This window comes from Pyrodictium occultum (assembly GCF_001462395.1).
GTDB lineage: Archaea > Thermoproteota > Thermoprotei_A > Sulfolobales > Pyrodictiaceae > Pyrodictium > Pyrodictium occultum.
In genome coordinates this window covers 494,557-513,682 of the sequence record NZ_LNTB01000001.1, presented here as the reverse complement: position 1 = coordinate 513,682, position 19,126 = coordinate 494,557, and the positions used below count along the sequence as shown (strand labels likewise).

The 19,126-nt window shown below is 60.8% G+C and carries 22 protein-coding genes, 3 tRNA genes and 1 other RNA gene; 20 read left to right on the top strand and 6 right to left on the bottom strand.

What is annotated here, in order from left to right:
- Positions 1 to 2 precede the first annotated feature (2 nt).
- Positions 3 to 893, bottom strand: coding sequence for a geranylgeranylglycerol-phosphate geranylgeranyltransferase (locus CF15_RS02855; protein ID WP_083494451.1), 891 nt, complete (start codon positions 891 to 893; stop codon positions 3 to 5).
- A gap of 178 nt (positions 894 to 1,071) precedes the next feature.
- Between CF15_RS02855 and CF15_RS09355 the strand changes: the two genes are divergently transcribed.
- The 5 genes from CF15_RS09355 (at position 1,072) to CF15_RS02835 (ending at position 5,055) form a co-directional block, all read left to right on the top strand.
- The gene (locus CF15_RS09355) at positions 1,072 to 1,308 is read left to right on the top strand and encodes an SWIM zinc finger family protein (RefSeq protein ID WP_083494590.1); all 237 of its coding nucleotides are present in this window, start codon (positions 1,072 to 1,074) and stop codon (positions 1,306 to 1,308) included.
- Positions 1,309 to 1,401: 93 nt separating this feature from the next.
- Complete coding sequence (locus tag CF15_RS02850) at positions 1,402 to 2,304, top strand: methyltransferase domain-containing protein (RefSeq protein WP_058370441.1); 903 nt, start codon at positions 1,402 to 1,404, stop codon at positions 2,302 to 2,304.
- 68 nt (positions 2,305 to 2,372) lie between these two features.
- A complete protein-coding gene (locus CF15_RS02845) occupies positions 2,373 to 3,197 on the top strand; it encodes an S-methyl-5'-thioadenosine phosphorylase (RefSeq protein WP_058370440.1) in 825 nt (274 codons plus the stop codon).
- Positions 3,164 to 4,096, top strand: a complete 933-nt coding sequence (locus CF15_RS02840; protein WP_058370439.1) for a MurR/RpiR family transcriptional regulator — start codon at positions 3,164 to 3,166, stop codon at positions 4,094 to 4,096. Before CF15_RS02845 ends, CF15_RS02840 begins: the two co-directional genes overlap by 34 nt.
- A gap of 71 nt (positions 4,097 to 4,167) precedes the next feature.
- Entirely contained in the window at positions 4,168 to 5,055 is an 888-nt protein-coding gene (locus CF15_RS02835) for an ATP-grasp domain-containing protein (RefSeq protein ID WP_058370438.1), read from the top strand.
- 102 nt (positions 5,056 to 5,157) lie between these two features.
- Here the strand turns inward: CF15_RS02835 and CF15_RS02830 are convergent, their stop codons facing one another.
- Positions 5,158 to 5,940, bottom strand: coding sequence for a DNA polymerase sliding clamp (locus CF15_RS02830; RefSeq protein WP_070807810.1), 783 nt, complete (start codon positions 5,938 to 5,940; stop codon positions 5,158 to 5,160).
- Positions 5,941 to 6,064: 124 nt separating this feature from the next.
- Here CF15_RS02830 and CF15_RS02825 point away from each other — a divergent pair, with 124 nt between their 5' ends.
- From CF15_RS02825 to CF15_RS02815, 3 genes are all read left to right on the top strand, one after another.
- A complete protein-coding gene (locus CF15_RS02825; RefSeq protein ID WP_058370436.1) occupies positions 6,065 to 6,931 on the top strand; it encodes a polyprenyl synthetase family protein in 867 nt (288 codons plus the stop codon).
- A 54-nt stretch (positions 6,932 to 6,985) separates the two neighbouring features.
- Positions 6,986 to 7,546: an NAD(P)/FAD-dependent oxidoreductase gene (locus tag CF15_RS02820; RefSeq protein WP_168371226.1), complete on the top strand. Its 561-nt coding sequence runs from the start codon at positions 6,986 to 6,988 to the stop codon at positions 7,544 to 7,546.
- Between the two features lie 104 nt (positions 7,547 to 7,650).
- Positions 7,651 to 8,046, top strand: a complete 396-nt coding sequence (locus tag CF15_RS02815) for an NAD(P)/FAD-dependent oxidoreductase (protein WP_058370434.1) — start codon at positions 7,651 to 7,653, stop codon at positions 8,044 to 8,046.
- Between the two features lie 430 nt (positions 8,047 to 8,476).
- Here the strand turns inward: CF15_RS02815 and CF15_RS02810 are convergent, their stop codons facing one another.
- Entirely contained in the window at positions 8,477 to 9,217 is a 741-nt protein-coding gene (locus tag CF15_RS02810; protein ID WP_058371353.1) for an HD domain-containing protein, read from the bottom strand.
- Between the two features lie 236 nt (positions 9,218 to 9,453).
- On the opposite strand from CF15_RS02810, the gene cca reads away from it, so the two are divergent.
- The 4 genes from cca to CF15_RS02790 all read left to right on the top strand — a co-directional run bounded on the left by cca (position 9,454) and on the right by CF15_RS02790 (position 12,207).
- On the top strand, positions 9,454 to 10,884 hold the full coding sequence (gene cca, locus CF15_RS02805) for a CCA tRNA nucleotidyltransferase (protein ID WP_058370433.1): 1,431 nt from the start codon (positions 9,454 to 9,456) through the stop codon (positions 10,882 to 10,884).
- Positions 10,824 to 11,597, top strand: coding sequence for a hypothetical protein (locus CF15_RS02800; RefSeq protein WP_058370432.1), 774 nt, complete (start codon positions 10,824 to 10,826; stop codon positions 11,595 to 11,597). The genes cca and CF15_RS02800 overlap by 61 nt, the downstream gene beginning before the upstream one ends.
- 36 nt (positions 11,598 to 11,633) lie before the next feature.
- Positions 11,634 to 12,056 (top strand): hypothetical protein, encoded by a 423-nt coding sequence (locus CF15_RS02795; protein ID WP_058370431.1) that lies wholly within the window; start codon positions 11,634 to 11,636, stop codon positions 12,054 to 12,056.
- 63 nt (positions 12,057 to 12,119) lie between these two features.
- Positions 12,120 to 12,207, top strand: a tRNA-Leu gene (locus CF15_RS02790).
- A gap of 3 nt (positions 12,208 to 12,210) precedes the next feature.
- Here the strand turns inward: CF15_RS02790 and CF15_RS02785 are convergent.
- The gene (locus tag CF15_RS02785) at positions 12,211 to 12,813 is read right to left on the bottom strand and encodes a DUF367 family protein (RefSeq protein WP_070807809.1); all 603 of its coding nucleotides are present in this window, start codon (positions 12,811 to 12,813) and stop codon (positions 12,211 to 12,213) included.
- 136 nt (positions 12,814 to 12,949) lie between these two features.
- Here CF15_RS02785 and CF15_RS02780 point away from each other — a divergent pair, with 136 nt between their 5' ends.
- From CF15_RS02780 to CF15_RS02755, 6 genes are all read left to right on the top strand, one after another.
- A complete protein-coding gene (locus CF15_RS02780; RefSeq protein WP_058370430.1) occupies positions 12,950 to 13,195 on the top strand; it encodes an Lrp/AsnC ligand binding domain-containing protein in 246 nt (81 codons plus the stop codon).
- A 35-nt stretch (positions 13,196 to 13,230) separates the two neighbouring features.
- Complete coding sequence (locus tag CF15_RS02775; RefSeq protein ID WP_058370429.1) at positions 13,231 to 14,472, top strand: TiaS agmantine-binding domain-containing protein; 1,242 nt, start codon at positions 13,231 to 13,233, stop codon at positions 14,470 to 14,472.
- Between the two features lie 487 nt (positions 14,473 to 14,959).
- Positions 14,960 to 15,151, top strand: a complete 192-nt coding sequence (locus CF15_RS02770; protein WP_058370428.1) for a preprotein translocase subunit Sec61beta — start codon at positions 14,960 to 14,962, stop codon at positions 15,149 to 15,151.
- 110 nt (positions 15,152 to 15,261) lie between these two features.
- On the top strand, positions 15,262 to 15,507 hold the full coding sequence (locus CF15_RS02765; protein ID WP_201783077.1) for a MazG nucleotide pyrophosphohydrolase domain-containing protein: 246 nt from the start codon (positions 15,262 to 15,264) through the stop codon (positions 15,505 to 15,507).
- A gap of 73 nt (positions 15,508 to 15,580) precedes the next feature.
- On the top strand, positions 15,581 to 15,991 hold the full coding sequence (locus tag CF15_RS02760; protein WP_058370426.1) for a zinc-binding protein: 411 nt from the start codon (positions 15,581 to 15,583) through the stop codon (positions 15,989 to 15,991).
- Complete coding sequence (locus tag CF15_RS02755) at positions 15,936 to 16,679, top strand: phosphoglycerol geranylgeranyltransferase (RefSeq protein WP_058370425.1); 744 nt, start codon at positions 15,936 to 15,938, stop codon at positions 16,677 to 16,679. The genes CF15_RS02760 and CF15_RS02755 overlap by 56 nt, the downstream gene beginning before the upstream one ends.
- 25 nt (positions 16,680 to 16,704) lie before the next feature.
- Here the strand turns inward: CF15_RS02755 and rnpB are convergent.
- Together rnpB and CF15_RS02750 are read right to left on the bottom strand one after the other, a co-directional pair.
- Positions 16,705 to 17,026, bottom strand: an RNA gene (rnpB, locus tag CF15_RS07845) — RNase P RNA component.
- Between the two features lie 179 nt (positions 17,027 to 17,205).
- Positions 17,206 to 17,281: transfer RNA gene (locus CF15_RS02750), tRNA-His, on the bottom strand.
- A gap of 331 nt (positions 17,282 to 17,612) precedes the next feature.
- Here CF15_RS02750 and CF15_RS02745 point away from each other — a divergent pair.
- A tRNA-Ala gene (locus tag CF15_RS02745) sits at positions 17,613 to 17,689 on the top strand.
- Between the two features lie 159 nt (positions 17,690 to 17,848).
- On the top strand, positions 17,849 to 19,021 hold the full coding sequence (locus tag CF15_RS02740) for a hypothetical protein (RefSeq protein WP_058370424.1): 1,173 nt from the start codon (positions 17,849 to 17,851) through the stop codon (positions 19,019 to 19,021).
- Positions 19,022 to 19,126: the final 105 nt, after the last annotated feature.

Sequence of the window (19,126 nt, the reverse complement as noted above, 5' to 3'; positions counted from 1 at the left end):
GGCTAGAAGAGGCCCAAGGCGAAAGCGAGGCCCCCGGCGAGTAAGCTTATCTTAAGGAGGCTCCTGGCTCTCCTGGAGGCCTCTACTATATGCCGAGCCTCATGACCATTGTAGAGTGCATGTATCGCTAAGATAATGCTCGCGTCCACGACAAGCGCCAGCGCTAGGTAAGCCAGGTTGTACGGCCCTAGCAGAGCTGGCAATGGGCTTATAGCAACTACTACGAGCAGGAGTAGTGCAGCAACACTTCTAGCGCAGTGGACTCCACAGCTGACTGCAAGAGTCATTGCTCCTATGCGCTTATCCCCCTCCACGTCCTCTATGCCCTTCACTATCTCCCTTCCCAGTATGAGCAGGAAAGCATAGAGTGATGGTAGCAGGACGAGGTAGGGTACCGGGGAGTTAGCGTCGAGACTCCTTACGAGGCCTCCGAAGAGTATGGTTGCAGCGGAGTTCAGTGCCACTAGCAGATTGCCTAGAAAACCGGTCTTTTTAACCCAACGCGAGTACTCGTGTGTCAGCACCGCGTTTAGCGCTGCAAATACCGCCGGCCAGAAGCCTAGGACAAGGGAGACCACCATACCAGCCAGGTATAGTATATATGCTAGGAGCCTTGCAGTGGTTGGCGCTACTATGCCAGTCACAAGAGGCCTCCAGGGCTTTGACACCCTATCCGTCTCTACGTCATAGTAATCGTTTATTACATAGCCAGCCGCAGCTACAAATACGACTACAGCTGTAGCGTATATGAATGATGAGGATAGTAAGGGGAGCCCATATATCCTGGACACTAGGCCGTAGCCTATGAATGTAGTGATTATAGCCACAAACAAGTTATGAGGCCTGGTGAGCATTAGGACCCCTTTGAGGGTATTCAAGCTGGTAACTGACATGCTTAGTTACACCCGGGTCCCTTAGGGCTCAGCCTCACTTTCACACGTCCTCCGGGCTACCGGGTATGCAGCAAGTTGTTGCAGCCGATAGGCCGGGTGGGTCCGAGAACAAGCCAGAGAGCTCTAAAAAGAGACTGCTGCCAGAGGCTGCTCGTATAGTAAACCAGGGAAGAATAATATACATGAGGATTGTAGCGCCCGGGACGTACGCTGCAACAGTCAGGGGAAGCACGGCATATACATCGTCTACTACAGTCCAAGGAGAAATTACCTACGATGCACATGCCCAGCATCATACTATGGAAGGCTATGCAAACACGCGCTAGCAGTAAAAACCTACATAGACGCCCTACTGGAGTCCAGGAACAAGGGTCAGCCGAAACCTCCATCACCATACGGCAGCGCGTCAGAGTGAGTCGTGCACATCATCCCCTAGCCTGAGGTAGACACGCCAGGGTAAACACGGGAGACCACGGATCCTCTAAACCCTCGGGTGCCAGGGGAGCCCTTGGAGCCCACGACCTACGGGTTGGAGGTTTATAGGTTTCAGCCACGCAGAGCCGCTGTGCCAGGCTACCTGCTGGTTGACGTGGCAGCAGAGTGCAGTGAGGGGAGAAATGAGCGCATAGAGTGGGGGTACTCCACCGTATCATGTTCCGACGGGGTACTAGAAGTAAGCATCAATGGAGCTATATCAGTAACACTCGATAGTGCTGAGGCCAGGCTCCTGCGGGAAGACTACATGTACATGGTTACGGGAAAGGGGCTCATACCTATTGAGGTTAGGCGGCCAGGAGCCTACATGAGGCTCCACAACCCTCGAGGCCTCAAAACCCCCACATTGATTATCAACGGCATACACATGCACCGCATAGTAGGCATGGACCCCGTGAGCGATGCTAGAGCCAAGGTTGCCGCCGCCCGGGTAAAACGCGGGCACGTGGTTCTTGATGTATGTACAGGCCTAGGCTATACCGCCATAGCCTCGCTAGAGAGGGGAGCAAGCAGAGTCTACACAATAGAGGTTAGCAGGGAAGTGCTGGCACTGGCTGAGTTAAACCCGTCGAGCAAGAGGCTAGCCGACAGGAGGGCGGTAATCATTCTGGGCGACGCCTCCCAAGTAATAGGGCTCCTGCCTGACAACAGCTTCGACCGCGTGATACATGACCCTCCAAGGTTCAACGTGGCCGGGGAGCTATATAGCAGCGTATTCTATCGCGAGATCTACCGCGTACTGAAGCCCGGGGGCGTGCTCTTCCACTATACAGGAGAGCCCATGAAGACCAGAGGCCACGGCCGCGGCCCCATCGTAAGGGGCGTTGTTGAGAGACTGAGGGCCGCAGGGTTCACCAATATACACTTCAACGACAAGGCTCAGGGCGTAGTAGCCCGTAAACCGCGGAGCCTGTAGCCAGAGCCACTGTTAACCATTATATTCCTCCGGTTACTGTCCCCAACGCCTCGACATGGTGTATAAGCATGGCAGAGTTCCCCCCTAAGCCCGAGGCTGTAGCAGACATCGGCATAATAGGTGGCAGCGGCCTCTACGACCCGGGAATAGTTGAGAATCCGAAGGAGGTCAAAGTATACACGCCTTATGGGGAGCCAAGCGACTACATTATAGTTGGCAGCGTGAAGGGGAGGCGCGTAGCTTTCCTGCCGAGGCATGGCAGGGGGCATCGCATACCGCCACACCGCATAAACTATAGAGCCAACATATGGGCGCTCAAGAAGCTGGGAGCCAAGTGGATAATCGCCGTCTCCGCCGTTGGCTCCCTCCGCGAGGACTATAAGCCTGGTGACATAGTGGTTCCAGACCAGTTCATAGACATGACTAAGAAGAGGGATTACACATTCTTCGAAGGCCCCGTGGTAGCTCACGTGAGCATGGCTGAGCCGTTCTGTGAACACCTTAGGCAGGAGATCATAAGGACGGGGAGAGACCTAGGCTACACTATACATGAACGTGGCACGTACATATGCATAGAGGGTCCAAGGTTCTCGACGAAGGCTGAGAGCAGGGTCTGGAAGGAAGTATTCAAGGCCGACATAATAGGCATGACACTGGTGCCTGAGGTAAACCTGGCATGCGAGGCCCAGATATGCTATGCCACGCTAGCACTCGTGACAGACTACGACGTCTGGGCGGAGCGCCCTGTAACCGCCGAGGAGGTAACCAGGGTCATGAGGGAGAACACCGAGAAGGCCCGCCGGCTCCTGTATGAGCTTATACCGAGGCTTCCCGAGAGCCCCGACCCGGCGAGGTGCAGTTGCTGCCGATCCCTCGAGACAGCGCTGCTCTGACGCAGGCAACGCTCTCCAGGATAGAGGCTGATAGCGCCAGCAAGGCTAAGGAGTTAGTAGAGCGCCTGGGCACGTTGAGAACTATATACGTCGCCTTCGCCGGCAGTTTCTACGCCCAGGCCTCGGCTCATCTCCTCTACTGGATTCTACGGCAGCTCACTGACCACAACGTGTACATAGACCCTATAGAGGCGGTAATATATCACACCCTCGCCTATCATGAAGAATCTCCTCTAATAGTTCTCTTCGCAGAGCCCGGCACGGAGAACATTGTAGCGCGAGCAGCCGATGCTGCACGCCTTACCGGCGCTAGGCTAGTGGCCGTAACCCCGCCTCTGCCAGGAATAATCGCTAAACATGTAGGCCGTGACAGCCTGGTGGAGGTTGCCTCGCAGAGGCCATCCCTACACTATTTGCTGATCGCCGCCAAGACTGCAGCAAGCCTGGCGGATAAGCTGAGCAGCATAAAGGTGCGGGTCAAGAGGCTCATTGATGAGGTATCAAACATATCCGCCATATACGAGAGCCTCATAGACGCATACAAGGATACCATAGAATCGATCCGAGAGCTCATAGGAAGGGGGGAGCTGGATGTATACGCGTCAACAACAATGCTCCCAGCTGCCTACATCCTTGCAGGCTATCAGAAGAACACACGCATCTACCCCCTCTCCAGCCTCCTAGTACACCTCTCTACACGGGCACTAGGCCCCCAAATACTAGCCATGCTAACTGATGTAGAGGAGGATGTAATGAGAGAGGTAAGATTCAAAAAGTCCATGTACATGAATGAGGAGGCGCGCGTGATAGAGCTAGTAATGCATACAGATCCCCTGACGGCTCCCATCTATGGCTCCATTATAATAGAGAAGGTGGTTGACGCAACAAGGCGCGGGTAGAGCTGCGGGCTAAAGGAGCGGCGAGGAGAAGGCCCCGGCCGCCTCCTCTAAGGATGATGGGGGATTGGGGCGTGACTAGAGTAGCCATCCTCCACAACTCTCCACAGCCTACATGGAGCTCTAGGAGACTAATGAAAGCGCTCTCCGAGCTAGGGGCGAAACCAGTCTACATGGTATGGGGGTATACTGGGGTGGGAGTAGGCTCACAATGCCCCCTACGCTACCGCGGCCGGTGCCTCGATGTAGACGCTATAATCGTGCGTGGCTTCGGCCGCGGACTCAGCGTTGAGAAGTACATGTATCGCCATGCGTTCCTGAAGGCAGCCGAGTCGGAGGGCATTCTCGTAGTTAACCCCGCAGACGCCATATTTACTGCCCGTGACAAGTTTACAAGCCTCCGCCTGCTCAGCAAGCATGGGATCCCGGTCCCCTACACGGTTGTATCCGAGAACCCCTCCGAGGCCTTGATGGAGGTGGGGAGGCTAGGAAGGGCCGTACTAAAGCCTATCACTGGAAGCCTGGGCCTCGGCTCCTTCATGGTCAGCAGCATTGATACCGCATACTATATTGTGAACTTGCTCCTCTCACTCAACCAGCCCATATACCTGCAGCGCTACCTGGAGAAGAAGGGCAACAGAGACCTCAGGGTATTTGTTGTGGAGGATAGGGCAGTAGCAGCCATTTACCGGGAGGCCCCCCACGGGTTCTGGAAAACCAACATAGCGAGAGGCGCTAGGGCCGTTCCAGCGTCGCCACGGAGCGAGATAGTGGAGGCCGCAGTAAAGTCCTCCCAAATCCTAGGCCTAATATATGCTGGCGTAGATATTATAGAATACGAGGAGGGATTTGCAGTGATAGAGGTGAACGCATCACCCCTCTGGAGGGGACTACAAAGCGCCACGGGCATCGACCCGGCCAGGCACATAGCGGAAGCTGTCCTGAGAAGGGCTAGAAGGTAGGCAGGTGCAGGGGTCAGCTGTCCTGGCCCTCTGCATCCCCCAAGCCATACCGCACCGAGGGGCTACGTCGAGCCGGTGGAGTCTCATCAGCCCCTGGGGCCGTTAAGCCGCCTTGGGCGCTAGGAGGTAGGTAACACCACCACCCGCAGGAAGCTGGAACTTTAGCCGAAGCGGCATGTTCTGCGAGAACTCTATAGTTATGGTATCGGCTACCCTGGTCAGTGATAACACGTGCTTCAAGTACTCGATGCTATAGGCTGACTTGCCGGGCTCTTCCACATGGAACTCCACAACCGCCGGGGAGTCGCTCCTTATCTTCGCCTCAGCGGTGGCAGCACCGACACCTCGTATAATGAACGTGTTTTCATCGGGAGCCTCGAGCTCCACTGTATCCCCCACCGCCTCGGCATCCTTAAGCGCGTTCTTGAACGGGTCTACAACCATTGCAATCCTTATCTTGAACTCAAGCTGTGCCTCGGGCACCTCGGGAACCGGCACATCAAGGTTTAGAAGCCTATAACGCTTTATAGTGGCACCAACTATAGACCATGTTACCCTCTCCTCGTCAACCTCTATATCCAGCTTGTCACCCTTCTTGCCCCTCTTGACTATCTTAGCAGTGTTAGCCACATTGAAACCCAGCTTTACCTCTCCATCCTCAACCTCGTACTCGATGAAGCTCTCGGGGGGCAGCTCTATATTTATAAGTGCTACATGCGCCGGGTCCAGGGCTACCGCCCTCACGCCATCACTTGTTATTATCATAGTTATCTCGTCGACTATCTTGGATATTGCGTCAAGCATGTTGTAGAACGACTTAGCATCGGGGTATGATAGTCTCGCCCTTGCCACTACCCGGTACACCCCAAGCTCTAGGCTAGACATGCGGAAAAGGGTATAAGAGTGCAGGCGCAGGACAGTGCATGCAGAAATGGGCTATATGCTCCTTAGAAACTGCATAGAGAAGCCTACTTGTAAATATCCTTGAGGCCGTAAAGGTAGAGCAGGTATGCGAGATCATAAGCTGCTCGAGCTGTGGCGTACCACTCGCCACGTCATTGACAGGGCTATTGCTAGCTGGCTGGCTAAACTACCCGAGGCAAGTATAATCGAGGCTGCAAAATATATAGCTATGGGCGGTAAGAGGCTGAGAGGCTTCCTAGCAGTAGAAATGGCCAAAACCCTCGGAGCATCAATCGAGGACGCGATAGATGCAGCAGTGGCAGTTGAGCTGGTACACGCAGCAAGCCTAGCACTAGACGACATAATAGACGAGGACTATATTAGACGGGGCAGCGAAGCTGCCTGGGTGAAATATGGGCTTAAAAAGACCGTGATGGTATCCAACATACTCATACCGTTTGCGCAAAGGATAGTCGCTGAGCGCTACGGTGAGCGGGCGCTACGCCGCACAGTGAAGGCCTGGCTTGACATCTCCCGCGGCGAGGTTATAGACGCGTTCACCGTGCCCGAGGAGCTAAGCCCCGACACCTACCTGGATATGATAAGGCTCAAGACAGGTGCTCTCTTCCGCCTGGCCGCGGAGCTAGGCGTTATAGCGGCAGGCCACTACTCTATAATGGATATTGCATCCCAGTATGGCGAGATAATAGGTATTGTATACCAGATAGCAGACGATATACGTGACAGCCGGGACAGTGAGAAAGCCCGCAAGGAGCCGGGGCTACGCCTCTTTCTACGATGGCTTAACGGAGGAGGCATGAACAAAGCCTATAGTGTCATAGAGAGCATGCTGGCCAGGGCTACAGAGCTGTCGGAGAAAATAGCGGGCGGCGCGAACGATTCAGTACTACACTACATTCCACGCTTCATAGTAAACGCCATGCTTGAAGAGGCTGCGCTCGGCCAGAAGTAGAGCACGAGGCTGCATACGAGCACCGGCTTGGAGGCCGCCCGGGGGTCCGAGGCGTTGGAGGAGAAGCCGGACTTCATAGTGGTTGGGGCAGGGCCCGCTGGCGCGGCCTTCGCGTACTACGCCTCTAGCAGCGGCTACCGTGTAGAAGTCTATGAGGGCTCTGAGCCGGGCTCGAAGCCTTGTGGATGGGCCGTCCCCGTCCAGATAGAGAAATACGTGAAAGTGCCAGGTGACACTGTGCTCACAGAGATACGTGGGTTCCGAGTCTACCTTGACGGCAAGCTTGTACACGAGCACTACGGCTCGCTCTGGGGCTACATCATCGACAAGAGGCTGTTCATAACCCGGCTCCTCGAGGGCTCTACGCTATACAAGAGGTATGTAGACATATCAAACCCCTACTCGCCCCGGATAGGCTCCTCGAGGCTGGAGGCACGGGAGAGAGTAGTGCTCGCCCCCGGCCTCGTAGGCCTACCGAGAGCCGCCCGCGAGACCATAATGGCCGTCCAGCAGATATTCCGTACAAGAGACGTGGTAGAGGAGGATGTTGTAGAGATCTGGTTCGACCGAGAGCTTGTCGGCTACTACTGGGTATTCCCCCGCTCGGGGGAGTAGTCGATATAGGAGTAGGCGGCTATGAGGACGTAGATTCTCTTCGCCGGAGGCTCACTCACTTCTCCAAGAAGAGGCTTGGGGACGGCGCCGAGCCCCTCACCCCCGTGAAGGGGGCCAGGATAAACATGTCCGGCGTAGACGAGTCTATGCTGCGCAGAAGCGTGCCCGTGATAGGTGAGGCGGCCGGCTTCGTATATCCACTGACCGGGGAGGGCATACGCCCCTCTGTAGCTTCAGCCTACGCCCTCTTCACCGGGATAATCAGGGGGCATGACCCCGCAGGGGAGGCTCGCGGAGTGATACGCTGGATAGCCGTGCAGCACAGGATACTCGAGAAGGTTAAGAGCGCGTCACCCGAGTCGAGGGCGAGGATAATAACCAGCCTGCCTACAGACGCCTTCACCTCCCTCGGGCTCGGCGAGCTCAGTGTGAGCACGCTGCTACGCCTGCTCCCCAAGCTGCCTAGAGGCATAGCCTCAATACTGAAGGCTGCACTCTAACCCTCCAGCCGTGGAGGGGCTGTGAGGAGTAGCAAACCATGCGACCCCGCCGGGGGATGTGCGAGAGCTCTCACCCCGAGCCCCCAAAGAGGCTGTGAAGACGGTGAACGGTCTGCTGAGCCCGTCAAGGTGATGAAGCCGGACCCCTCTCAGAGCCTACACACCGCTTCCAGCTGCACCTACCATGAGTGCAGTGTATTGTGCCTCAGCATATGCCTCAGAGGAGCCAGGGGATAGTTCATCGCCCTGCCTGCCGTAAGGCTCCTCCACGTCCGACGGCTCTTCATCGGCCTAGTGTTGCGGGGCTTCGGCAAATCGACCCCTCTTCATCCACGGAGCCGTGTACGCATATGTCGGCTTCCACACTGCCCCGGTGGAGCCCTCTCCCGCCGGCTGAGGGATGTATGTTTCCCCAATCCCAGGGGACGGCCTAGCCGCCAAGCCCCAGGAGCTTCTTGATGTGCTCTCTCAACGCGTCACGGCCCCTGCTATAGTATAGCCTGGCGTACTCGAATATAGGCGCCCTCCTCATAGCCTCATTGAAGATCTTTACAGCTTTTACATTGCCCAGCTCCAACTCTATGTCGAGACATACACGCCATATTACATCCTGTATCTGCGAGACCATCTCTGAGTCGGTGGAGTCGGCCTGATGCACTATCTGAGACTCTATAGTGGTGAACGGGACGGTTCCATGAGTCTCGGCCACGGCCCTTATCAGCTTCTCCGGGGCGCCCCTCACCGACAGCTCAGCAACCATTGCGAAGTCGTGGCTGAAGTACCAGTCACTCCTAGGCCTATACCCGCCGGTTAGAGGATCCCGCTCATACTGGTAGTACTTGAAGAGGTCGTGGAGCAGTGCCGCAGCCACAACCAGGTCGCGATCCACGTTGGCCCCGTAGATGCCCTGGTAAACCTCTACGAGCTTCTCAGCTATCTCGGTGACACCTAGCGTGTGGTCTAGGAGCCCGCCAGGATAGGCGTGGTGCTTCTTAGGCGCTGCAGGGCTCTCGTAGAAGCTTATCCTAGGCTCCGCCTTGGTGAAGGTTATGACAGGGTTCTCTAGGAGGCTAAGCGTGACCGAGCGAAGCTCCTCATCCCGTATACTACGGGCTTTGCGGAGCAGCTCTTCGTGAACCCCCCGGGCACGCTCCATGAAGTAGTCCGCCATACCCAACCCCGGAGGGGCTCCAGCCCCTGCCCCAGCTTAACCACAGCGCCCGCAGCATATGACAGCCGTCACGCAGGCCTAGAGCGGGGCTCGGTGCTGGTGTCCATCATCATCGAGGCCCTCTAGGGCCTCTCTGCAATACCAGCCCTCCTCACAGCCGCGGTCCCAGGCTAGCCCGGCGGAGCACGCTCACCCCTATAGGGCCGTAACCGCGACGCCTCTCCGGGGCAGCGGTAATGGGTGCTGCATGCATACTCGGCAGTGTGGAGGAGGATGTTCTAAGGGAGATAAGACCCTCGCCAGAAGAGAGGGACAGGCTAAGAGAGGTTGCCGGCAGGGCAGTGAACCTCGTGCAACACGCGCTCCGGCAGCTGGGTGTAGAGGCGAGGGTAACAATCGAGGGAAGCTACGCCAAGGATACCTGGCTCAGGGGCGACGTTGATCTAGACGTGTTCCTCCTCCTACCGGAGGAGACGTGCCTGGAAACCATAGAGTCGGGGCTCGTGGAGAAGCTCGCCGCACTACTCTCCTCAACGGGGGTGAAGGTGGAGCTACGCTATGCCCAGCACCCCTACCTCCGCTTCATGGTCGACGGCGTCTGGGTCGAGGCTGTGCCCGGCTGCTCGGTAAGCGACCCCTCGCGGCCGCTCACCGCCGTGGACCGCACCCCGTTCCACCGCATCTACGTGATAGAACACACCACCCCCGAGATGAGAGACGAGATAAGGCTGCTCAAGTCGTTCATGAAGGGGGTCGGCGTCTACGGGGCCGAGCTGGCTGTCAGGGGGTTCTCAGGCTACCTGACAGAACTCCTGGTGATACACTACCAGTGCTTCCGCAGAGTCCTGGAGGCGGCCCTCACCTGGAGGCCGCCAGTGATTATAGACGTTGAGGGCCGCCATGGCAGGAGGGAGTTGTTGAAGAAGTTTAGGGGCGCTGCTATGATAGTGCCTGACCCAGTGGACCCGGGACGCAACGCCGCCGCCGCCGTATCGAGAAGGAGCATAGCCCTCTTCATAACAGCCGCCCGGCTCTACCTAAGGGAGCCCAGCAAGAGGTTCTTCCGCGTCCCCGGCGAGGCCCGCGTCTCGCCGCCCCTGCTCCCCGGGAGCGTGGTAGCCGCCTACGGCCCCAGGGCATCCAACACGGTAATCATAGCTATGGAGCCCGGGAGGACTCTGCCCCCCGACAACATGTGGGGTATTGCGCTGAGGGCACTACGCCAGGCCCGGGGCCTCCTGGAGCGCTGGGGCTTCAGAGTGCTAGCAGCCTCCGCCCACGCAGGCGGGGAGGGCAGGATAGCACTGGCGATAGAGCTTGAATCTAGGCTGCTCCCGCGCTACGAGCTCCACCTGGGCCCCCACGCCTGGAACGGCGAGAACGCTGAACGCTTCCTGGAGAAATACCGCCGCGACACCGAGGCCCTAGGGCCCTGGGTCGAGGAGGACGGCCGCCTAGCCGTGGCTAGGCCGAGGCGCTACCGAGACGCCGTGGAGCTGCTTCGCGGAAGGCTAGCCGAGTGGCTCCCAGGCTCCGCGAGAGGCTACAGGGTCGAGATAGCGCCGCTCCCAGCGGCAGCCAGCGAGCTGAGGGGGGAAGAGCTGGAATGGCTAGCCAGAGAGGCGGCGAGAGCGCCGAGCTGGCTGAAGCCAGGGCTATCGAGCTGAGGAAGGCTACACCTGCAGTCTGCTACCCAGACCCCGGCAGCAGGCTCTGCAGAGAACTGCTCGAGGAGCTAGAGGAGGCCGGCGTGACCCACTACGTGAACGCGGGGAGGATACGGCTGCCCGGAGGGTACCAGCTCCTGGGAAGGGGATGGGCCGGCAACGTGTTCCTCGCAATCTGGCGCGGCCGAGTCGCCGCGGTCAAAGCCCTTCACCCGCAATCGCGCCGCAGCACTATACTCTGGGAGGCCGCAGCCTGGGCTGCCGCCGCCTGGCTGGGCGCCGCCCCGAGGCTCTACACCGCAGGCCGCCTCTACCTGGTCGCGGATGCCGTGCTGGGCCCCAGGCTGGACGAGGTGAATGAGATAGGCTGCGGCGCTGCACGGCATCTAATACGCCGCCTCATCTGGAAGGCCTACCGGCTGGACCGCCTAGGCCTCCGACACGGGGAGCTTGCAAGACCCGGGGGCCAGGTCCTGATCGACGAGAAGAGCCTCGAGCCCTACATAGTCGACTACGACTCCAGCACACTGAGCAGAAAGCCTGGCAACCTAACCCAGCTCCTAGCCGGTCTCCGGCGCCTAAGCCTGACGAGGAGATGCACCCGGCTCAGCGGCTCCGGCGAGGAGTTGCGGGAGGCCCTGAGGAGCTACAAGCAGGCCCCCACGCTGGAGTCCCTGGAGAGAGTGCTCTCGGCGCTGGGGCTCGACCCCTAAGAAGGGGCTCCCATAGTGAAGAGGAGAAGACCAGGTGTGATTGTGGAGGCGCATGCGCTCTGCAGCGCCCTCTCCCAGCTGGACCCCGCCACGAGGAGGAGGCTGGTGGAGATCGCGCTGGAGAGCGGCTACGCCGCCAAAGACCTGGCCGAGATAATGGGTGTGAGCCCGGCTGCAGTGTCGCGCTACACCCATGGCAGCCTTAGCCCGGGCGCCCAGGCGGTCTGCAGGCTCATAACCGGCGTGGACCCAGATACCCGTGTGAAGCTACTCGCCGAGGCAGCTAGAAGGGTATGGAGCATGCTGGAGAGCCTTCTCGACGCCCTGCCAGACACCATGGAGAAGCTAGCGCTGGCCGAGCAGATAGCAGATAAGGTATCCGTGATGCTTGCCGAGGCAACCGTCGGGGCCGGAGGCGGGGCACCGGAGAGACCCAGGCAGGGACATAAGCGCATTTAAGCCCCTACCCGGCTCCATGGTGGCGCTTGGGAGGAGCCCCAACCGGGCCCATCACGCCGGGGCGCGGGGGTGCCCGAGCCAGGTCAAAGGGGGCGGGCTTAGGACCCGCTGGCGTAGGCCTGCGTGGGTTCAAATCCCACCCCCCGCACCACCCCTACCTACCCTCCACCTCGTAGCTCTCCACAACCCGCTTATACATCTCGAGAAGTCTGCTGGGGCTGCAGTCGCCCAGCTCAACGTCATACCTTGAGCGGAGAATCCTGCACTCAGCCTCCAGGACTTCCCCCTGCGTCCTGCCACGATACTCCTCGAGTAATCCCCCGTTGATATCGAAGAATGCTGGACCCCACTTGAATACCGAGAGAAGCCTCCACGCCAGCCAGGTGAACCCGGTTATGTAGAGTGCTGCCGCGAGAGCCTCGGCGCTGCTCAGCAGGAAGGGCCTTCCATAGTTGACCGGGTTAGCCGCAAGGAGCAGGGGGAGCCTCCTCCGAACCCCGGAAAGGCGCCGGAGCACCCGGGAGACCCTCCTCCAGGACCCGTCGACAACGCAGACGCCGCCCGTCTTCACTATGCCCCGGTCGCTACCTGAGACAGGGTAGGGGGAGAGGGGATCGAGAACGAGGCTGCCCGGCCGGGGCCTCCTAACCTCCTCGACCAGCCCGAGCCGTATGAGCTTGGCCACAGTGTTGTACCGTGGATTGTCATGCCTCATGTACACGGCATAGAGCCTAGGGCCCCGGCCAACACCATCCAATACACGCGCACGCCCCGGGGGTAGAGCCAAATGCGTGGGCCAGACAGGACACCCTATATACCTATATACCATGCCCTAGTCCCTCCAGGCTACCCGTGGCCCCGCCGCAGCAGGGCCCCAGGGGAGAGTGAGGCATATGCCCAAGGCCATAATACTCATAAACACCGAGATGGGGGCCGATGAGGAGGTATTTGAAAATCTGAAGAGCATGCCGGAGGTCAAAGCAGTCTACATGGTCTACGGCCTCTACGACATAGTGGCTATAATAGAGAGCGAAGACATGAACAAGCTCAGGGACATAGTGTATAAGAGCTTGAGGAGCTCCCCCAAGGTGCGCTCAACACTGACAATGATAGTTGTTAAGGGGCACGAGTCGCGCTAGCCCTTTCCTCTCCACACGGGAGGGCACAAATACAGTTGATAGCCGCTATAGGGCTCGACAGCTTCGACACGGCATTCGCCGGCTGCACCACCCACTTCGCCTCCATAATCCTCCACCAGGCCCTCCGGGAGGGCTACGAGCCCGTAGACTACCCCTGGCTCATCCGCCTCAACCCAGCCGTGCCCTGGAAGACCCGGGGTAACGGCGCGGTAGCACTCCTCCTCCACGTGGACTCACGCAGCGATGCTGAGAGGCTGGCCCAGCTGGTGAGGAAGGCCTCCCGGCTGTACGCCACCGCCCCGGAGGGCAAGGCCGCCTACGTTATACTGGTCCTCGAAGACGCCGAAAGGCTCGAAGACTACATGGAGCATAGGCCTAGGTGCCTAGAGCGCCTCTACCTCAGAGCGGTCCATGAGTCAGTGCCGCTCCGCCTGGCAGAGAAGTGCCTCCGGGAGACGGCCACCCTGACCGCTGGCTATGGAGGGGCCGGCTCCCGCGGCCTCGTAGGCTCCCTAGCCGCGCTTGGAGCTGTACTGAGCGACTACACTTTCGAGCTCCTAGCCTATAGGAGGCTGAAGAACTGGGCCAAGCCCAGGAGGATAGACGAGGAGAGCGTAATAGAGTATGACTTGAAGACAAGGCCCTACACCTTCATGAACTACGACTACGAGGAGGGCAGAGTACTCATAGCACCCCACGGATACGACCCCGTCCTCTATGGCGTCCGGGGGGAGAGGCCGGACATCCTCCTCAAAGCCCTCGACACTATAGAGGCCGGGGAGGAGCCCAGCCACTGGACCATCTTCCGCAGCAACCAGGCCACCGGGGCACACCTGAGAAGGAAGCCGGTAGCCAGGGTGAGGCCATACGACAACCCTGTAGTGGAGGGCAGGATAGAGGACGTCAAGAGGCTCCCGGGGGGACACGTCCTAGCACGTATATGCGACGAGACAGGGTGTATAGACACTGCGTTCTACAGGGAGACGGGAAGGCTCCGCCGGATCGTCCTGCGCCTACCCAGCGGGAGCCTAGTCGAGGCCGGGGGGCAGGCCAAGCCGCATAGAGGAAGGCTGACATTAAACGCGGAGTACCTCTGCGTCCGCGAGACCCCGCCTGTAGAGGCTGGCTGCAGGGCCGCTGAGTACAAGCTCCTAGGGTGCTACACTCCACCCCTCTCCTCCTACCACCACCTGATGCCCCCGCCGGGCCGCGCCCCTGGGGAGAGAAGGCTGGAGCCTCCCCGCACCCCCGTAGCCAGCCCTAGGATTAACCTATAGGTAAACGACCCCTCTGCTTCCACTGGAGCCCACAGTGAGGCCACCGGCCTGGAGAGACACGTGCCGTCCAGCAGCACAGAGCCGCCGAGACACGGCCCCGGGGAGACCCCGTGGTTTCCACTCCGCAAACACTCCAGACGTCATGGGTAGACCGAGGTCGGAGTGGAAAACAGCAAGTCTACATGCTATGAATAGTCTTATATTACCGTTAATTCTATTCCAATAAAGTGTTTGTCTAAACCAAACATTCTAATCCATAAACGTGCCGCCACCCGGAGAGAAGAGCAGCAAGACCCCCGATCCAGGCTCCAGTAGAAGAGCAGGGGTACCTCCCCCCAACAAACATAGTATTGTAAGCAAACAAGTGTACCAGTTAGTCATACAACCCCTAGGGTTCCTGTGGAGCCCACCAGGGAGGCGCCCCCGGAGGGAAGAGGATAAGTTCACAGCCCAGGGCCCACCCCCAGGGGGCCGGAGGCTCGGAGCCATGGCACGCGGCTCCAATAAGAAGAAGAGCAGCAAGGAGGAGAAGTCAAGGGATACCTCGCCTACAGTGTTCACAGCAGCCGGGCTGCTCGCATTCAGCGAGGAGGAGGCACTAGTAAAGCTGAAGCCCACCCATGTTGTAATCATAACGGTAGGCTTCATAGCCGCCGTGGTGCTCCTCAGTATAATCTAGTGCAAGCCACGCTCGGCCACAATTTCCCTGGCGTGCATACCAGGCTTCCATCACGCCCTGAGGGAGGGCTGAGGGGCTGTCTCTTGGACATATCATGTATACAGAGAGCTATGGGAAAGGCTTTCGGCCTCAGGGACGCAGGCAGAGGGGTCTACGCGACCTTTACATGGCTTGTTGAGGAGGTGGGCGAGCTCGGCGAGGCCCTCCTCAAGGGGGACAAGCGCCAGGTCTCCGAGGAGCTCGCCGATGTCATAGCGTGGGTGCTTAGTATAGCATCCCTTGTGGGCGTCGACGTGGAGGAGGCGCTCAGCCGCAAGTATGGCTCAGAGCTGCGCGAGGCGGGCTGCACGGGGTAGGCAGCCTGCACGGCGCATAGCGAGATTATAATTACTTGTACCTGTGCTGTCCGCTGGGAAGTGGTGTAGGAGAGTGGGCAGGCGGAGGAAGAGGAGAAAGCCACAGCTGCTGAGGGCTCCAAGAACCCTTCCAACCGTGTTCGAGTGCCCCCATTGCGGCGCTAAGGCGCTCACCGTGGAGATAAACAAGAAGGAGAGGAACGAGAAGGGCGAGGTAAAGGCGATTATAAGGTGTGGCCGCTGCGGCCTGTACGCCGAGATGTGGGTGCCCGAGATATTCCACCCAGTCGACGTCTACTCGAAGTTCCTCGACGCGTACCTGGAGGGCAAAATAGAGTACAGCTTCACCAAGGAGGAGGCATCAATATCCCTTAGTGAGCTCGCCTCACAGGAGGCCGGTGAAGAGGAGGGCGAGGAGGCGGTCGAGGGTGGCGAGGCCGGGGAGAGTAGAGAGGGAGCTGAGAAGGAAGATAGAGTCTGGTGAAAAGCTCTTCCTACTCCTGTCGGACCCCGAGAAGCCTCTAAGTTTAGAGATCGTGGCCCGCTTCGAGGAGGCAGGCGCCGACGCGCTGCTGGTAGGGGGCAGCCTGAACATAACGCCCTACGATATAGATGAGTATATTGGAAAGCTCCGCAGCGGCGGAGTAAGGCTCCCTACGATACTCTTCCCCGGTGGCGTTAACAACGTGGCTAGAAGCGCTGACGCTATACTGTTCATGTCGCTGCTCAACAGCCTGGACCCGTACTGGCTTATCGGCGCCCAGGTGTCGGCAGCCCTCCTGGTGAAGAGGCTAGGCCTCGAAGCTATACCAACAGCCTACATAATAGTGGGGCATGGGGGCGCTGCAGGCCACGTTGGCAGGGCGCAGCCGATACCACTGGACAACATATATGTGGTATCCTCCTACGCGGCGGCGGCGGAGCTGCTCGGCTTCCACGCTATATACGTGGAGGCGGGCTCAGGCTCTCCGCGCCCGGTGCCGCCGGAGGCTGTGCGCTACGCCAGGACAGCGGCTGAGGAGCCCATACTGATAGCCGGAGGCGGGGTCCGAGAGCCCGAGCACGCCAGGCGCCTAGTGGAGGCAGGCGCCGACGCCATAGTCGTGGGCACGCTCGCCGAGAAGCAGCCCGAGAAGGCCCTCAAGCTACTTTCGTATGTGAAGAGGAGGTGACCCCTTCCCGGGAGGGGCTCCCCCGGGGCCCCGGCTATAACCCGCCTTCTGTACCTTCGGCCGCATCCGACTAAGCGGACCCGGCGCGCCGCTCGCGCGGCCCTCATCGGCGCGCCGCCTTGCTCCCCGGGGGACGGCCGTTTCAACGCACCCGCCCAGGTCCTCTGCGGGTTACTGGCCCGCCGTCGCCGGCGGGCCCTCGCCGCTTCACCGTCCTCCCTGGGCGGGCGTGCCGTTTCTGTGCCGTTGCCGCGGGTATCACCCGCGCCCCTTGCGGGGCCCCGGCGCCGCGGGGAGGGCGGAGTTTCCCCGGGCCTCTGCGGCCCGTCAGCGGCCAGCCGAGGCCTCCGGGGGAGCCCCCGGGTATGACTGGCAGGGGGGCCGGGGATAAGCATCGAGGCCCTCCGGCCCCCCGGGGCTCATGCAGCCCCTGGAGCGCCAGGAGGGTTGGCTAAGGGCGGTGTGTGCCCAGGAGGCAGTGGATTGTAGAGAAGGGCCGGGGGAATCCGCTGGGAGGCTGCCCGAGTGGGGCCGCCGCCGGGATTTGAACCCGGGACCTCGGGGTCCACAGCCCCGCGCTCTACCAGCTGAGCTACGGCGGCCTCTCACACGTCACAGCGCTGCTCCGACGCGAGGCCGCTGAGCCTCATTGCCCGCCCCTCGCCGGGCGGGCTCCCCGGAGGCGGCCCATCCCCGGGACGCGGCGTATGGGGAAGGGCTGGCCTAATATAGGTCTCCGTGCCCAGGGCTCCAGTCTCCGGGAGGTCCCTGCTCCCAGCCCCCGGGGCTGTGACGAGGGAACCCGGGTTGCTCCCTGCCCGTGCCAACCCCGGCCTACCGCCGGGGGATGGCGTCAAGGCCCGCATCGGAGCCCCAGGGGCTCGGCGGGAAGCTTTATAGCCGGTTATTGGGGCCCGGCCGTCTACCACGGGTGGGCCGGTAGCTCAGCCTGGAAGAGCGCTCGGTTCGCACCCGAGAGGTCCCGGGTTCAAATCCCGGCCGGTCCACCACCCCGTTTCTCCCCCGGCTGTGAGGATGCTCTGCCGGACAGCCGAAGGCCCCTCCCGCGTGGAGGGGTGGTGTGGCCCCGGGAGGCCGCGTCCCGAGCCCTGGCCTCTCATTAATCCCCTGGGTGGGGGCGACCCTCCCCAGGGGTGCCGTGGAGCGTCTTGCCCGGGCTCGCGGTATACGCTATGGGTAGCCCGTTCAAGCGGCTACCCCGCCTCGAGTTCGTATACGGCGCGGCGTCGGCCGAGGCCCTGGACCCCCTGGCCGCCCTCCTCGACCCAAACGTGTATGATAACCGGGGGCTCGTGCTGGTCCCCGACGTGTACAGTGTGTGGCCTCAGGTCGGCGCTTTCCCCCGGTCGCAGAGCTACAGGGAGGTGCTCGATAGGCTCCAGGACTACATGGTGAGGCGCTGTGGCCTCCGCCTAGGCACCGTGGCCTGTGCCCGTGCCTCCTACGCCACGGTGCCCTGGAGGGGCCTCATGGGCGGCTGGAGGTTCACGGGCCTACCCGGCGACGCTCACGCCGCGGTGCTCAGCGCGCTGCTCGCAGCCGCCCTGAGGGAGCGGAGGAGGCCCGGCACGGTCTACGTCGTCCTGGGCGAGGAGGGGCACGGCGCGCTTCAAGCAGTTGTGCTCGAGGCGGCCGCGGCGACGGCAGCCCTGCTCGGGGCCAGGCTGGAGGCTGTCGCGGCCGAGCCGCGGCCCTTCCCGGCTGAGACCAGGCAGGTGGTGGAGCTCCACGCCTACAGCTCCACGGGCTGGAGTGGCTGCCTCCTCCACACGCTCTCCCTCGCGCCCGAGGAGCCGCTTCCCTGGAGGCTGCTCGAGCCGAGGACGCCGCGCGGTAGGCCCCCGCCTCCGAGCCGGGAGGAGCTGCTGACGCTCCAGAGCCTCGTCATGGCTCGGCGCCGGTGGCTTGTGGCCCTCGTTTACAGTGGCTGCGGCGCCTGGGACCCCGCCTCCAAGCTCCACGGCATCATTAGCCGCGCGCTCGAGGCCTACATTGACGCCACCCAGCTCTCCAAGAGGAAGGTGGGCGGCACGGTGGCCCACCACCTGGGCTTCAACCACGGCATGGTGAGGGCTCTCGCCGCGGCCGCGGCAGCCGAGGCTGCCGCGCTTCGCAGCCTAGGCGGCCCCGCAGCCTGCGAGCAGGTCTACCGCAGGGGCGTTCCCCGAGAGGCTCTCAAGAGGCTCGAGGCTCTTCTAGGCCCCGACGCCACGCCGAGCGAGTGCCTGGAGGAGGCGCAGCACGGCCCAAAGCTAAGGGATGGCTGCATGAAGAGGCTCCGCGCCGAGGCGGCGGAGCAGGCAGGGCTCCCGGCACCCTAGCCCCCGAAGGGCTGGAAACCCAGATACCCCTCCAGCCCCGGCCCCACCGGTACCTGGGTGCCCCCGGCTTCCCGGCGGCGGCGCAGCCGCGACGCCGGGCAAAGC